Source organism: Paraburkholderia sp. D1E (assembly GCF_052682275.1).
Genome location: NZ_JBQYMB010000001.1, coordinates 7,946,239 through 7,961,921, shown reverse-complemented (window position 1 = coordinate 7,961,921; position 15,683 = coordinate 7,946,239). Strand labels below are relative to the sequence as shown.

14 protein-coding genes are annotated in these 15,683 nt (G+C 64.3%); 8 read left to right on the top strand and 6 right to left on the bottom strand.

All coding sequences use genetic code 11. From position 1 onward, the window contains the following. Positions 1-17: 17 nt before the first annotated feature. From kdpC to ACUN0E_RS35670, 8 genes are all read left to right on the top strand, one after another. On the top strand, positions 18-596 hold the full coding sequence (kdpC, locus tag ACUN0E_RS35705; protein ID WP_408234684.1) for a potassium-transporting ATPase subunit KdpC: 579 nt from the start codon (positions 18-20) through the stop codon (positions 594-596). A gap of 241 nt (positions 597-837) precedes the next feature. Next, positions 838-3,672 (top strand): DUF4118 domain-containing protein, encoded by a 2,835-nt coding sequence (locus ACUN0E_RS35700; RefSeq protein WP_445569552.1) that lies wholly within the window; start codon positions 838-840, stop codon positions 3,670-3,672. Continuing rightward, on the top strand, positions 3,665-4,363 hold the full coding sequence (gene kdpE / locus ACUN0E_RS35695) for a two-component system response regulator KdpE (protein WP_074284939.1): 699 nt from the start codon (positions 3,665-3,667) through the stop codon (positions 4,361-4,363). Before ACUN0E_RS35700 ends, kdpE begins: the two co-directional genes overlap by 8 nt. Positions 4,364-4,452: 89 nt before the next feature. Continuing rightward, a complete protein-coding gene (gene sugE / locus ACUN0E_RS35690) occupies positions 4,453-4,773 on the top strand; it encodes a quaternary ammonium compound efflux SMR transporter SugE (RefSeq protein ID WP_445569551.1) in 321 nt (106 codons plus the stop codon). Between the two features lie 249 nt (positions 4,774-5,022). Beyond that, positions 5,023-5,634: a DUF4126 domain-containing protein gene (locus tag ACUN0E_RS35685; protein WP_408234696.1), complete on the top strand. Its 612-nt coding sequence runs from the start codon at positions 5,023-5,025 to the stop codon at positions 5,632-5,634. Between the two features lie 56 nt (positions 5,635-5,690). Then, a complete protein-coding gene (locus ACUN0E_RS35680; protein WP_445570580.1) occupies positions 5,691-8,207 on the top strand; it encodes an ABC transporter permease in 2,517 nt (838 codons plus the stop codon). 28 nt (positions 8,208-8,235) lie between these two features. Next, positions 8,236-8,649 carry a group II truncated hemoglobin gene (locus ACUN0E_RS35675; RefSeq protein WP_325043844.1) on the top strand — a complete coding sequence of 138 codons (414 nt, stop codon included), beginning with the start codon at positions 8,236-8,238 and terminating at the stop codon, positions 8,647-8,649. Between the two features lie 7 nt (positions 8,650-8,656). Then, entirely contained in the window at positions 8,657-9,256 is a 600-nt protein-coding gene (locus tag ACUN0E_RS35670) for a DUF924 family protein (RefSeq protein ID WP_445569550.1), read from the top strand. 50 nt (positions 9,257-9,306) lie between these two features. Here ACUN0E_RS35670 and ACUN0E_RS35665 read toward each other — a convergent pair whose 3' ends face one another. From ACUN0E_RS35665 to ACUN0E_RS35640, 6 genes are all read right to left on the bottom strand, one after another. After that, positions 9,307-11,304: an ArnT family glycosyltransferase gene (locus ACUN0E_RS35665; protein WP_445569549.1), complete on the bottom strand. Its 1,998-nt coding sequence runs from the start codon at positions 11,302-11,304 to the stop codon at positions 9,307-9,309. Positions 11,305-11,565: 261 nt separating this feature from the next. After that, the gene (locus ACUN0E_RS35660) at positions 11,566-12,312 is read right to left on the bottom strand and encodes an SDR family oxidoreductase (RefSeq protein WP_408390060.1); all 747 of its coding nucleotides are present in this window, start codon (positions 12,310-12,312) and stop codon (positions 11,566-11,568) included. An 81-nt stretch (positions 12,313-12,393) separates the two neighbouring features. Next, positions 12,394-12,978 carry an LOG family protein gene (locus tag ACUN0E_RS35655; protein ID WP_408234708.1) on the bottom strand — a complete coding sequence of 195 codons (585 nt, stop codon included), beginning with the start codon at positions 12,976-12,978 and terminating at the stop codon, positions 12,394-12,396. A gap of 2 nt (positions 12,979-12,980) precedes the next feature. After that, complete coding sequence (locus tag ACUN0E_RS35650; RefSeq protein ID WP_408234711.1) at positions 12,981-13,706, bottom strand: TetR/AcrR family transcriptional regulator; 726 nt, start codon at positions 13,704-13,706, stop codon at positions 12,981-12,983. 272 nt (positions 13,707-13,978) lie between these two features. Then, positions 13,979-14,611 carry a diacylglycerol kinase gene (locus ACUN0E_RS35645; protein ID WP_445569548.1) on the bottom strand — a complete coding sequence of 211 codons (633 nt, stop codon included), beginning with the start codon at positions 14,609-14,611 and terminating at the stop codon, positions 13,979-13,981. A 20-nt stretch (positions 14,612-14,631) separates the two neighbouring features. Next, positions 14,632-15,663, bottom strand: coding sequence for a glycosyltransferase family 4 protein (locus ACUN0E_RS35640; RefSeq protein WP_445569547.1), 1,032 nt, complete (start codon positions 15,661-15,663; stop codon positions 14,632-14,634). Positions 15,664-15,683 lie beyond the last annotated feature (20 nt).

Here is a 15,683-nt window from a genome sequence, read left to right as displayed (position 1 = left end):
AAGAGGAGTTACTTATCATGAAAAATCTGTTCCGTCCGCTGATTGTGATCTTTGCAGTACTGACCGCCGTCACCGGACTTGCTTATCCCGCTGTGATGACCGCGGTCGGTCAGGCGGCCTTCAACAACCAGGCCAACGGCAGCATGCTCGAGCAGGACGGCAAGGTGGTCGGCTCGAAGCTGATCGGCCAGCAGTTCGATGCGCCACAGTACTTCTGGGGCCGTCTATCGGCCACCAGCCCGATGCCGTACAACCCGCAGAGCTCGGGCGGTTCGAACCTCGGGCCGACCAACCCGGCGCTGCTCGATGAGGTCAAAGGCCGTATCGACGCGTTGAAGGCTGCCGGCACGGATATGTCGCAGCCGGTGCCGGTCGATCTGGTGACGTCCTCGGGCAGCGGTCTCGATCCCGAGATCAGCCCGGCGGCCGCCGCGTATCAGATCGAACGGGTTGCCAAGGCGCGTAAGCTCGCCGCGAACGATGTGCAGGCACTGGTCGATCGTTATACGAGCGGCCGCCAGTTCGGCATTCTCGGTGAGCCGCGCGTGAACGTGCTGCAACTGAATCTGGCGCTGGATGAGATGAAACACGGTTGAGCGTAGCTCGACGCCGGTAAGCGTCGCTCAGCGCAGTTGAGCACCGTGGTTTGAAGAGGCGGCGCCCATGCGCCGCCGCTTTCGCCATTTGTTCGCGGCCGTTATTGCGGCGGGCTGCCCGGTGCACCAGGCTGCGTCGTGCGATTGGCGAGCGTGTGACGGCCACTGCCATTTGCGGCGCGGCCGCTGTCGTGCCACCATGCATGCACTATCGCTCGCCTTACTATGAAAACCATTGAGCATGAACCGCCCCGATCCTGACGAACTGCTCGACAAGCTGCAACGCGACGAAGAGAAACGTCAGCGGGGCAGGCTGAAGGTTTTTTTCGGCGCGTCGGCGGGAGTCGGCAAGACCTATGCGATGTTGCAGGCCGCGCGGCGCCGTGCCGACGAAGGTGCGGACGTGGTGGTCGGCATCGCCGAAACGCATGGCCGCAGCGAAACTGCTGCGCTGCTCGAAGGCCTCGACGTGCTGCCGCTCGCGCATATCGAGTATCGCGGCCGCAAGCTCGGCGAGTTCGATCTCGACGCCGCGCTCGCCCGCAAACCGCAACTGATTCTCGTCGACGAACTCGCGCATTCGAACGTGCAGGGCGCACGCCATCTGAAGCGCTGGCAGGACGTGTACGAACTGCTTGATGCCGGCATCGACGTCTACACCACGGTCAATGTCCAGCACCTCGAAAGCCTGAACGACGTGGTCGGTCAGATCACCGGCATCCGCGTCTGGGAGACGGTGCCCGACCGCGTGTTCGATCGCGCCGACGAAGTCACGCTGGTCGATCTGCCCGCCGAAGAACTGCTCGACCGGATGCGCGACGGCAAGGTGTATTTGCCACAGCAGGCCGAGCGCGCGGTGCGCAACTTCTTTCGCAAGGGCAATCTGATCGCGCTGCGCGAGCTAGCGCTGCGCCGCACCGCCGACCGGGTCGACGCGCAGATGCGGGAATATCGCGCTGATCGTTCGATCCAGCGGATCTGGCAGGCGCGCGAACGCCTGCTGGTGTGCATCGGGCCGGGCCCGGAAGCGCCGATGCTAGTGCGCGCGGCGGCACGTCTCGCCGCCAGCCTGAAAGCTGACTGGATCGCCGTCTATGTGGAAACACCCGCGTTGCAGCGCTTGCCTGACGCGCGCCGCGAACGCACGCTGAATGCCCTGAAGCTCGCCGCCGAACTCGGCGCTGAAACCGCGACGCTCGCGGGCACTGATGCGGTAGCCGCACTGATCGGTTATGCGCAGGCTCGTAACGTCTCGAAGCTGGTGGCCGGCGCGTCGGCGCGCACCGGTGTCGCGCGCTGGCTGCGCCGGCCGCTCGGCGAGCGCATCGCCGAACGCGCGGGCGATCTCGATCTCACGCTGATTCGCGCGTCGTCCGAACGTGATGGCGGTGAGCAGCGCCGCTTGCTGAATACCACCGCGAATGCGTGGCGCGAGGCGCTGAGCACGGCGCGCGAACGCCGTTCACCGCCGCGCGCCTACGGCATCGCGCTGGCGATTTGCGCGGCTATTACGCTGCTGTCGAGCCAGTTGATCGATCATATCGATCTGACCAACCTCGTCATGCTGTACCTGCTCGGCGTGATCTTCACGGCCGTGAAGCTGGGGCGCGGGCCAGGTGTCGTGCTGTCGTTCATGAGCGTGGCCGCGTTCGATTTCTTCTTCGTGCCGCCGCGCATGTCGCTGTCGGTGTCCGATACGCAATATCTGCTGACCTTCATCGGCATGCTGCTGACTTCGCTCGTTATCAGCCATCTCACGTCGAGCTTGCGGCGCGAGGCGAGCGTGGCGCGGCGCCGCGAGCAACGCACCGGCGCGATGTACGCGATGGCGCGCGAGCTGGCGGCGGCGCTTACCACCGAGCAGATCGTCGGCATCGGGAGCCGGCATGTGAGCGAAGTGTTCGGCGCGCGCGTCGCGATTCTGTTGCCGGACAGCGCCGATCAGGTGAAGCAGAAAATAGAAGACCCCGATGCGGCGATCACGCTCGAAGGCGAGATGCTCGATATCGACGTCGGTCAGTGGGTCTACGATCAGCAGAAGCCTGCCGGACAAGGTACCGATACGCTGCCGGCCGCCGCCGCGCTCTACCTGCCGCTGAAGGCGCCGATGCGCACGCGCGGCGTGCTCGCGGTCGTGATGCGCGACGAGCGCGAGCTTGACGTGCCCGAGCAGCAACGCATGCTCGACGCGTTCGCCGCGCAAATCGCGCTGGCTCTCGAGCGGGTGCACTACGTCGATATTGCGCGTGACGCCCTCGTCAACATGGAATCGGAGCGCTTGCGCAATTCGCTGCTGTCGGCGATCTCGCACGACCTGCGTACGCCGTTGACCACGATCGTCGGCTTTTCATCAATGCTGGCGCAATCGCGCGAGGCGCATCCCGGTGAGCAACCCGGCGACGATCTCGTCGAAGCGATCCACGAAGAAGCGCTGCGCATGACCGGCATCGTCACCAATCTGCTCGACATGGCGCGCTTGCAGGCAGGCAGCCTGCAACTGAACCAGCAGTGGACGCTGCTCGAAGAAACGGTGGGCGCCGCGCTGCGTGCATGCAAACGCGTGCTGGCGAATCATCCGGTGCAGGTGAAGCTGCCCGCGGATTTGCCGCTGCTGCACCTCGATGCCGTGCTGATGGAGCGGCTCTTTTCGAATCTGTTCGAGAACGCGGCCAAATACACCGCGCCGGACACGCCTTTGACGATCGGCGCGCAACGTCTCGACGCGGACGGTAAGTCGTTCGTACGCGTTGCTGTCGACGACAACGGCCCCGGTCTGCCGGCCGGCATGGAAGCGCGTGTGTTCGAGAAATTCACGCGTGGTGAGAAAGAGTCGGCCAAACCGGGCATCGGCCTCGGCCTCGCGATCTGCCGCGCAATCGTGGAAGCACACGGGGGTACAATCGGCGCGCTCAATCGCGTGTCCGCGGATGGCCGCGTCGAAGGCGCGCGCTTCTGGTTCACGCTGCCGGTGGAAACGCCGCCCGAAGCACCGGATGCGCTGGAAGACGAAGGCGCCGACGCCTTGCCCGATCTCGATTCAACTCCTAACCCGCTTTTCAAGCCCAGCCATGAGTGACCCGAGCATCACCGTCGTCCTGATTGAAGACGAAAAGCAGATTCGCCGCTTCGTGCGAACCGCGCTGGAAGGCGAGGGCATCGTCGTGCACGACGCCGAGACCGGCAAGCAAGGTCTCGTCGAAGCCGCGACGCGCAAGCCCGATCTCGTCATCGTCGATCTTGGCTTGCCCGACACCGACGGCCTCGACGTGATTCGCGAACTGCGTGGCTGGAGCGAATTGCCGGTCATCGTGCTGTCGGCCCGTACCCAGGAAACCGAGAAAGTCGCTGCGCTCGATGCCGGCGCGGACGACTATCTCACCAAGCCGTTCGGCGTATCCGAATTGCTGGCGCGGATCCGCGCGCATATGCGGCGCCGCAATCAGGGCGGTGCGAATGAATCGCCGGTGGTGCGCTTCGGCGCGGTGACGGTCGATCTGGCTCTGCGTCAGGTGAGCCGTGACGGCGCCGCCGTCCATCTCACACCGATCGAATACCGTCTGCTCGCGACGCTGGTGCGCCACGCCGGCCGCGTGCTGACGCACCGGCAATTGCTGCGTGATGTGTGGGGGCCGTCGCATGTCGAGAGCCATCACTATCTGCGTATCTATATGGCGCATCTGCGCGGCAAACTGGAGCGCGATCCGGCGCAACCGGAGCATATCGTCACGGAAACGGGCGTTGGATACCGGCTGGTTGGCGCCGTTTGACGCTATTTTGGTATAATTACAGTTCGTAAGGACGACCTTGCGCATCTGTTACAAACGGGGACGGCCCCATCTGACCATGGAGCTGTCTCATGTCCTGGATTCTTCTGCTGATTGCCGGTGTGCTCGAAGTCGCGTGGGCGGCCGGTCTCAAAACCTCCGAAGGTTTCACCCGGCTCTGGCCATCCGTGTTCACGATCGTGACCGCGCTCGGCAGCTTCGTGCTGCTCGCAATGGCCATGCGCCAGTTGCCGCTCGGCACGGCCTACGCCGTGTGGACGGGGATCGGCGCGGTGGGCGCGTTTATCTTCGGCATCGTCATGATGGGCGAGGCTTTGACGGCCGCGCGGGTGGCGAGTGCGGCGCTGATTGTGATCGGATTGATTGGTTTGAAGCTGTCGTCGGGGCATTGAGCCCTTGCTGCCGGGCCCAGACCAACTGTCCGCGTGCGCACGAACTCCACACGGTTAGAGTCCGCCATTTGTTAGCGGCTCTGCGTTCTGCGAATTAACGTGGCTATAATGGGATTGAATCCAACCTGAAATTGCCCGCGTCCTATTTGGCGCGGCCGGCTTGGCGCGGGTCTGACGACTTCGGTGCGGCGGTTCCCTTTCCTTTGCCCGTCGAAGCGCCCGGCACGCACAGCGCGCCTGGAGGCGGCCATGCTTGAATCACTTTCGCTCGCTGCGGGCCTCTCATGGGGCAGCGGTCTGCGCCTCTATCTGACAGTCCTGCTGGCCGGCGTGTTTGCACGCCTCGGCTTCATCCATCTCCCCGATACGCTGTCCGCACTGTCTTCGCCATGGGTGATCGGCGTAGCCGGCGTGCTGACGGTCACCGAATTTCTCGCCGACAAAATCCCCGCGTTCGATTCCTTATGGGACGCGATCCATACCTTTATCCGCATTCCGGCCGGCGCAGTACTGGCGGCCGGCGCGCTCGGCCATGCCGATCCTGCGCTGCTGACGGTCGCGGCACTCGCGGGCGGCACGTTGGCGGGCACTGCGCATCTGGCTAAAGCGGGCACGCGCGCGCTGATCAATCTGTCGCCGGAGCCCGTGTCGAACGTCGTGACCTCCACTGCTGAAGACGGTCTCGTGTTCGGCGGCATGCTGCTTGCGCTGTTTGTCCCGCTCCTGTTCCTGGTGTTGATGGTGGGCTTCCTGATATTAGCCGGCTGGGCGTTGCCGCGACTGTGGCGCGGGGTGCAGGGCGGTTTTCGCGGGATGGCGACGCACATGGTGTCGCGGTTTGCCAGGAGCAGGCACGATTGAGCGATACGGGACGAGGTGTGACGGCGCGCGCCGATGCAGCGCGCCGGTTGGGCGGTATGGATCTGTTGCGCCAGGCCATCCGCATGACGGCGCGCGACTGGCGCGCGGGCGAACTGACGATGCTGCTGTTGGCGCTGGTGCTGGCCGTCGCGGCGTTGTCGAGTGTCGGCTTTCTGGCTGACCGCTTGCATCAGGGGCTCGAGCGTGATGCGCGGCGCATGATCGCCGCCGATTTCATCGTGCGCGCCGATCATCCGGTCGATCCGCAGTTCGCGCAGCAAGCCACGGCGCTCGGTCTGCATACCGCCAGCACGGCGATTTTCCCCAGCATGATCAACTCGACCGGCGCGCAGCCGGTCTCGCGGCTGGCTGCCATCAAGGCGGTGTCGCCGGGTTATCCGTTGCGCGGTGAGCTGCGGATTGCTTCGGCGCCGGGCGCGGCGGACCATCCCACACAATCGATTCCGGCGCCGGGCACGGTATGGGTCGACCAGGCACTGCTCGATGCATTGAAGCTCCATGTTGGCGACACGGTGAAAGTGGGCAATCGCAGCTTTACGATCGGCGCGATCATTACCCGCGAGCTCGACCGCGGTTTTTCGTTCATCAATTTTTCGCCGCGTTTGATGCTGCGCGCCGACGATGTCCAATCGACCGGCCTCATCACCTTCGGCAGCCGCGTGACATACCGCTTGCTGGTGGCGGGCGCGGATGCATCGGTGGCGCGCTTCGCCCAATTCGCGCATGACAAGGTGGACGGCGGCAAGATGCGTGGCGTCGCGCTCGAGTCCTTACAGGACGGCCAGCCGCAAGTGCGCCAGACGCTCGATCGCGCGAGTCACTTCCTCACGCTGGTTTCGCTGCTGACCGCATTGCTCGCGGCGGTGGCGATCGCAATGGCCGCGCATCGGTATATGCGCCGGCATCTGGACGGCTGCGCGGCGATGCGCTGTCTTGGTGTCAGTCAGGTCACGCTGCGCACGTTGTTCACGCTCGAATTCGTGGGGCTGGGTTTGATCGGCGGCGCGCTCGGCGTGGCGCTCGGTTACCTGGGGCACCTGGCGTTGCTGACGTGGCTCGGCAGTCTGATCGACGTCGCATTGCCTTACCCGACCGCGTGGCCCGCGCTCGAAGGGATTGCTGCCGGTCTCGTGCTGTTGCTCGGTTTCGCGTTGCCTCCGCTATTGCCGCTGACGCGCGTGCCGCCGGTGCGCGTGCTGCGTCGCGAATGGGGCGAAGCGGGGCGCACCGCCTGGGCCGCCTATGCGCTCGGCATCGTGCTGTTCGCCGCGCTCCTGATCGTCGCAGCGGGCGAGTTGAAGCTGGGCGGCATCGTGGCGGGCGGCTTCGCCGGTGGACTGCTGGTCTTCGCGTGTATCGCGCGGCTGGCGTTGTGGGGCGCTTCGCGTCTCGTGCGCAGCGAACGTGTGAATGCGGGCATCGGCTGGCGCTACGCGCTGGCGTCGCTGGAGCGGCGCAGCGGTGCGAGTGCGTTGCAGATCACCGCACTCGGCATCGGCCTGATGTGCCTGTTGCTGATCGCGATGACGCGCAATGATCTGGTGGCCGGCTGGCGAAAATCGACGCCGCCCGATGCGCCGAACGAATTCATCATCGACATCCAGCCCGACCAGCGCGAAGCCGTCACGCACTATCTGAGCACGCACGGCGTGCCCGATACGGTGCTCTCGCCGATGGTGCGCGGCCGGCTGATCGCCATCAACGGCAAACCGGTCAATCCGGATTCGTTCAAGGGTGACGACGCGAAGCGGCTCGTCGATCGCGAATTCAATCTGTCGTACACGACGGCGCTGCCCGACGACAACCGCCTCTCTGCCGGCACTTGGTATGGCGACACGAAGACGCCGCAGATTTCGATCGAGCAGGGGCTCGCGAAGCTGATCAATGTGAAGCCCGGCGATACGCTGCGCTTCGACGTGACGGGCCTGCAAATCGACGCGCCGGTGACGAGTGTACGCAAGCTCGACTGGGGCTCGTTCAAGGTCAACTTTTTCGTGTTGATGCCACCGGCCGCATTGCAGGATTTCCCGGCGACGTTCATCACGAGCTTCCATTTACCGTCGGAAAAACAGTCGACCATCGACGGGCTGATCGCCGCCTATCCGAACCTCACGGCAATCGACACCGGTCCGATTCTGGCGCAGGTGCAGCGCGTATTGCAGCAGGTGATCGGCGCGGTGCAGTTCCTGTTCGCGTTCACGCTTGCGGCCGGCGTGCTGGTGCTCTACGCGGCGCTGGCCGGCACCCGCGATGAGCGTATGCGAGAATCCGCGCTACTGCGCGCGCTAGGAGCTTCGCATCGTCAGGTGCGGGCGGTGCAGGTCGCTGAGTTCGTGGCGGTTGGCGCGCTCGCCGGCTTGATGGCGGCGCTAGGTGCGCAGGTGATCGGCTGGCAACTGGCGACGCGCGTGTTCGAGTTTTATCTGACGTTCGATCCGTGGTTGTTGCCGGCGGGCGTCGCAGCCGGAATCGCCTGTGCGGGCGTGGGTGGCTGGCTAAGCTTGCGACACGTGCTGGCGCGGCCCGCGTTGCAATCGCTGCGGGACGCGTGAATTTTCTTTCCTGTTTTTGTGATTGGGTATGAGCGAACTTAACGACGAAGTGTCCGCAGCACAGCCGACGGCCTTCGAACTGGTCGGCGGTGAAGCGCGCGTGCGCGAACTGGTCGACCGGTTTTATGATTTGATGGATCTCGAAGCGGAATTCGCCGGGATTCGGGCCTTGCATCCGGAGTCGCTCGATGGCTCGCGCGATAAGTTTTTCTGGTTCTTGTGCGGATGGATGGGCGGCCCTGATCACTACATCAGCCGCTTCGGCCATCCCAGGTTGAGGGCGAGGCACATGCCGTTTCCGATCGCTTCCAGCGAGCGGGATCAGTGGCTTCGGTGCATGGCATGGGCCATGGAAGATGTCGGACTTGCCGAGCCGTTGAGGGAGCGCTTGCTGGCGTCGTTCTTCGAGACGGCGGATTGGATGCGCAATCGCAATGGTTGAGGGGGGAGTGGAACCTGAAGGGGCAGAGGGGGCGGAAGCGCGTGCGGTCCTGGCGTGCTGGTTCGGCGCCCCGAATACGCCCACCTTCGGCCAGGCGCGCAAGCTCTGGTTCTCCCGCGACAAGGTCTTCGATGCGAAGCTGCTGGAACGCTTCGGGACACTCATCGACGCCGCGCGTGAAGGCTCCCTCGACAGCTGGACGGCAACACCGCCCGGCGCGTTAGCGCTGGTCATTGTGTTGGACCAGTTTTCTCGCAATTGCTACCGCGATACATCGCGTGCTTTCGCTGCCGATCGTAAAGCGCTGCACATCGCGCAACAGATGATCGCAAGCGGTGCCGACCTTCTATTGCCGACCGCGCATCACCGTGCGTTCGCGTATCTGCCGTTCGAACACGACGAAACGCTTGCCAGCCAGCACGAATCGCTGCGCCTGTTCACGCAGCTGAAGGCCGAGCCGGGCGGCGCGTCGTACTACTCCTCCGCGGTCAGGCACGCCAGAATCATCGAGCGTTTCGGACGCTTTCCCCATCGCAATGCGCAACTCGGGCGACCCTCGACGGCTGAAGAAACCGCTTTCCTGAAAGAACGCGGCTCGTCGTTCTAGGCGCAAGGAAAACGCACACGCGCTGGGCAGATGCCGTCTGGCGCGGCGTTCTACTCGCCGCGCCCGGGCGTCGCCGGCGTCCGCACAAACACCCGCAGCAGTTCGTCGGTGTCGCCTGGACGCGCGCCTGACCAGAACGGTCGCCAATCGCCTGCCGGCGCGCGTGCATTGTCGCGGCGGCTCTCGTCGATTAGCCACGTGCACTCGGTCGTCGCCGTGTTCGCGGCCGGTTGATGCTCGATGCCGGTGTAGTAGTACAGCATCGGCGCTTCGGATTCGCCGAGTCCTGTGCTGGCCATGCAATCGCCATCGTTCCATTCGATATTCATGCGGGCGCCAAGGTTTTCGAACACGGAGCGGTAACTCTTCGCATAGTCGAGCCACGGCAGCAGCAGGGTGCTTACCAGTCCCCATGTGAGAATCGCGCCCGCGCACCAGCTCAGCACGCCGCGCCATTTACCGGTGTATTTGAAGACCGGCAGCAGCCACAGCCAGCCGAGCGTCATCAGCAGCGCGGCCGCGATCATCCCGGGCCTGACCGGCAGCACCCAATCGAGCGGCAACCAGCGGCCGAGCCGGTGCAGCGACGCATGCGTGTTGGCCGGATCGCTCATGATCGACCAGATGATCCACGCGAGCGCGGACGCGCTGCCAAACAGGACGCGGCTCGTCATATCCCAGCTCGCGTGCACACGCCGCGGCAGTTTTTCGATGCCTTGCATCGCCACCAGGGCGAGTGGGGCGATGAATGGCAGGATGTACAGTTCGCGCACCGTTGCCGAGCTTTGCAGCACGGCGAACCCCGTCCCCGCGAAGATCACCGGTAGCGCCACGCGCGGATCGCGCCAACGGCGCCAGCTGCCGCCGGCGAGTGCGGCCAGCGCCAGCGGTACGACCGGAAAACCGACGCTCAGCACGGTGCGCAGCACGAACAGGCGGCTCTCGTTTTCAGAGCCGAGTTCCGCCACCGAAAAGCCGAAGAAGCGGCCTACATTGTTGTCCCACAGCCATACCTTGAAGAGCGTTTCGGAGCGCAGATAGAAACAGATCGGCCAGATCAGCGCGAAGGGCGCGCAGACCAGCGCGGCGATGCCGAGTGCGCCAGCAAAGCTGCGAGTGCGGCAGGCGGGATAGAGCACCAGCACGGCGACGGTGGTTGCGCCGAACACGAGCGGCACGAACAGGCCCTTCGCCAGCAACGACACCCCCACGCCCGCGCCGAACATTGCCGCGCCGCTCAGAATCGCGTGGCGCCGGCGGCGTGCGTCGACCGGCAGCAGGCGCGCTTCGTCGCGCAGGTGCACCAGCACCAGTTCGAATAGTCCGCAGAAGCCGATCGCGGCGCCGGCCATCAGCGCGACGTCGGTCATCATGTCGTGCACGTGCTTGATGACGACGAGCGTGCTCGCGAATAACGCAAGCGTGCCGATTACGCGGACGTCCAGCCAGCTCGACGCGGCCACCGCGCGGCGGGCGACGCGTGCCGTGTAGTAGACGGTGAGTCCGGCGAAGAGCGCGCTCGCGAGGCGCGCGGCGTCATGCAAAGGCAGGTAGCGGCCGAACATCCACGCGAGGCCGGCGGCGACCCAGTCGTAAATAGGCGGCTTTTCGACGAACGGCTGGCCGGCGTTGGTCGGCACGACCAGATCGCCGGTGTCGAGCATGTGCTGGATGATGCCGAAGGTATAGGTTTCGTCCTGCTTCCACGGCTCGTGACCCAGGATGCCCGGTAAAAGCCAGGCGCACAGGATCGCTAGCGCGACCAGCCACCTCAACGGACGGGCGGCCGTGAGCGAGCGCAAGCGCTGGGCGCCACGCGAAGCGGTCGGCGCGGCGGCGGGCCCCGCGGGACCGGCAGGAGCGGTGGGTCTTGCGGGCGCCGCGGCTTCGGCTGCCACAGTGTGGCCGGCTGGCAAGGCCGTGCCGGATTCGGCCGCGTGTGCCGAGTCGAGGCGCGTGTCCGGCGCACCGTCGGCAGAGCCGGCCGGCGCTGGCGTCGCAACCGCGACGTTCCCCGCGCGCCAGGGCGCGGATCGATTTTCGTACATGAGAATCTCTGGTCGCCGCACGCGGCGACGTGGGCCGCGGACTTATGCTCTGGCTGTGCGTCGCATGCGGTTGCATGCGAACGCTGCGATTGTAGTCCCAGTTTATTACTGTGGATTACAGATAATGTGGGGAATACCGCAGTTAATCAGATGGATCGTGCTGATTCCTCGTCAAATCGACGGGAATTGAAAATTGGGAGTCGGGAAAGGAGAAGTCGGCCGCCGGGAACCGTCGGCCGCGTGAACAGAAGAGGGGTTTATTCAGCGTCCGCCAGCGACGTCGAGCAGTGCGCCCGTCACGTACGAGGCGGCGTCACTCAGCAACCAGACGATCGATTCGGCGACTTCGTCGGCCCTGCCGGGGCGGCCCAGCGGCGTTGTCGCACCGAGTTGGGCGGCGCGCTCGGGCTTGCCGCCGCTCGCGTGGATTTCAGTATCGATCAGCCCGGGCCGCACCGCGTTCACGCGCACGCCTTGCGGGCCGAGTTCTTTGGCGAGGCCGATGGTCATGGTGTCGACGGCGCCTTTGGAGCCGGCATAGTCGACGTATTCGTTCGGCGAACCCAAACGCGCAGCCGCCGACGAGATATTCACGATCGCGCCCCCCGCACCGCCGCGGCTTGTCGACATCCGGCGCGCAGCTTCGCGTGCGCACAGATACGCGCCGAGCACGTTGACGTCGAACATGCGCTTCAGCCGCGCGAGGTCCATATCCGCGAGCTGGCTCGATGGCCCGACAATCCCGGCATTGTTGACGAGCGCATCGAGCCGGCCGAACTTTTGCTGGAGCGCGTCGAACATCGCGATCACATCGGTCTCGCTGGCGACGTCGCCGGCAATCGGTAATGCACGGCCGCCGGCGCGTTCCACTTCAGCAACGGTGTCCTGCGCGGCCGCCAGGTTCTGCGCGTAATTGACGCCGACTGACCAGCCGCGTGCGCCCAGCAAACGGGCGGTTGCGCGACCAATGCCGCGGCTGCCGCCGGTGATCAGAACGGTTTTTGTCATCGCAACCTCATCGCTCGGGTGTGTTCCGCAGGGACAGTACGGCGGGTGTTCAGAAGGCCGGAGAAGCGCAGCAAGCGGCGTTCAAACGGCGTCGCGTTTGACGGCCCATTTGTCGCTGGCAGGCGGTTGATAACGCTGCAGCTTGTCGATCAGCGCGACGGGATCGGCATCTCTTTGCAGAATGTCGAAGTAGGTCTGTCGCATGAAGCCTTCGTCGACCGTGTGCTTGAGCAGCGCAATCAACGGATCGTAGAAGCCGTCGATATTCAGCAGTGCCACCGGCTTCTGGTGATAGCCGAGTTGCGCCCACGTGTAGACCTCGAACAGCTCTTCGAGTGTGCCCGCGCCGCCCGGCATCGCGACGAACGCGTCGGACAGATCGGCCATCATCTTCTTGCGATGATGCATGTCGGGCACCACGTGCAGCTCGGTCAGACCGTTATGGCCGACTTCCTTGTTGACCAGCAACTCGGGAATCACGCCGATTGCGCGGCCGCCTTCGGCCATCACCGTGTCGGCGATCACGCCCATCAGCCCCACCTTGCCGCCGCCATAGACCAGCGCGAGATCGGCCTCGACCAGCGCACGGCCGAACGCGCGCGCGGCTTCGGCGTACAACGGTTTGGCTCCGTCGGAGGAGCCGCAATACACACACACCGACTTCATACTCAAACGTCCTTCGGTTCGTTACGGGGCGCGGCGCCTTCTTTCGGCGGCAGGTAGTCGTAGAACTCGCGCTTGGGCAGCTTGCCCGACACGAGGTCGTCGAAAATCTGCCGCGAGCGGCCGCGCAGATAAGGCGCCATCAGCGACACGATCTGCACGCTCACCTGATGCAGTTCGGCGCGAATCGTTTCCTGCTCGTTGTACTTGCGCGGATTCATCACGAACTGATACGACAGCCAGTACGTCGCGATCACGCCGATGTTGGTCGCGATCACGTTCAGCTCTTCGGGCGTTGCGACCATTTCGCCGTCCGTCACGAGTTGCTCGCAGAACTGGCTCGCAAAACGCACCTTGTGGCTGATGATCTGCTTGAAGTGCGTTTCGAGCGTACGGTTGCGCGCCAGCAGATCGTTCAGATCGCGATACAGGAAACGGTAGCGCCACGTGAAATCGATCATGTACTGCAGGTACGACCACATCTCGTCGATTGTCGCGCGGTGATCGTCGGGAAAGCGCAGACGCTTTTCGATCTCCTGCTCGAACTGGCTGAAGATGCTGTTGATGATGTCGTCTTTGTTGCGGAAGTGGTAGTACAGATTGCCTGGACTGATTTCCATTTCCTCGGCGATCGTCGTCGTCGTGACGTTCGGTTCGCCGATCTCGTTGAACAGCTTCAACGAGAGCTCGAGGATCCGTTCGCGGGTGCGGCGGGGAGGTTTGGCTTCCATGTAGTCCGGCCCTGGTTACGCCGGGCTGGGCGCGTGGCGGCATGCCGCTGTTGCGTGATCCATCCGGACGCGGTTGGTATAGTCGAGCGCCCCCAAACCTGCCGCTGCGCGACTGGCCCCCCGAGGGGGCAGGAAAACTTGGGGCAGCCCAGCATTTTCCTGTGAGACTATCAGTCGATTATAAACCGACCGTTCTTATACCAAGCAGATACTCAGGGTTTTCATTCATTGGAGCGCTGGATAAGGCGCGGGGCCGTACTGCAGGGTGGGTTTCATAGCCACGCTTTGATCCAGCGCACGACGAGCGGCCCGACGATCAGCCCCCACGTCATCAGACACATGCCGAGGGCAACCATGACCGCCGCGCTGCCGAGATCTTTGGCCCGGCGCGACAACTCGTGGCGTTCGAGCGAAATACGGTCGATGGCCGCCTCGACACTCGAATTCAGCAACTCGACGATCAGCACCAGCAACACCGAGCCGAGCAGCAACACGCGTGACACGGGATCGACCGGCACCAGCACGCCGCACGGAATCAGGATCGCGGCGAGCGTGAGCTCCTGGCGAAACGCGCTTTCCTCGCGGATCGCCACGCGAAATCCGGCGAGCGAATTTTTCATCGCGTGCCATGCGCGGGTCAGCCCACGATTGCCCTTGTACGGATTGAAGGGTAACGGTGCGAGCGGATCGTCGGGGCTGAGCGGTTCGTGGTGGAGATCGCTCTCCGGGCTCTCGATCCTCGCGCTGTTCACGTCGTGGAAACCATTCGCGTGATCGGCATGATTTGGCGCGCCGTGCTCACACATGTCGTCGAACGGTTCGATGCCGGCGGCGTCGGTGCCGGCATCGACAGCGCGCAACGCGCCGTTCGCTGCGCGTGCCGCGGTGGAGTTTCGGGTTCGCATAAGCGGCTCTGCGCGTCGCGTCATGCGGCGGCGCTTTCCTCGCTATACGACGTGCGCGGCAGCGGCTTCAGATGCGCCGCGAACTGCTCGGACGCCGCCGCCCACGAGAAGCGTTCGGCCCACGCGCGGGCATGGCTGCGTTCGATCTTCAGCGCTTCGAGGCAAGCCTCGCGCAAATCTTCGTGCATGGCGCCCGCGCCGCCGTCACCCAGCACGTCGATCGGGCCGGTCACCGGATACGCCGCGACCGGCGTGCCGCAGGCCAGCGCTTCGAGCAGCACGAGTCCGAAGGTGTCGGTGCGGCTCGGGAACACGAATACATCAGCGGCCGCATAGACCTTGGCCAGTTCGGCTTGCGTCAGCACGCCCAGGTAATTGGCCTGCGGATAGCGCGACTTCAGTTCGGCCAGCGCCGGGCCTTCGCCCGCCACCCACTTCGAGCCGGGCAGATCGAGCTTCAGGAACGCCTCGACGTTCTTTTCGACCGCTACACGCCCCACGTACAGAAAGATCGGCCGTGCGGTGTTGAGGACCTTCGAGTCCATCTGGTGAAAGATGTCGAGGTCGACGCCGCGGGTCCATAGCACCACGTTGGTGAAGCCGAATTTTTCGAGGTCGGTCTTGACCACGGGTGTGGGCGCCATCACTGCCAGCGACGCCTTGTGGAACCAGTGCAGAAACTTGTAGGTGAGCGCGATCGGAATGCCGAAACGCGCCTGTACGTATTCGGGAAAGCGCGTGTGATAGGCGGTCGTGAATGGCAGCTTATGCTGGATCGCATAGGAACGCGCGGCCATGCCGAGCGGGCCTTCAGTGGCGATGTGCAGTGCGTCGGGCGCGAATTCGTCAATACGCTGACGCAGCTTGCGGCGCGGCATCAGCGACAGGCGAATCTCGGGGTAGGTCGGGCACGGAATCGTCTTGAATTCGAGCGGCGTTAGCAGATCGACGTGGTGGCCGAGTGCGGTGAGTTCGCGCGTGGTGTTTTTCAGCGTGCGCACGACGCCATTGACCTGCGGTTCCCATGCGTCGGTGACGATCATGATCTTCATCGGTTTCGGCCCAATAGAAG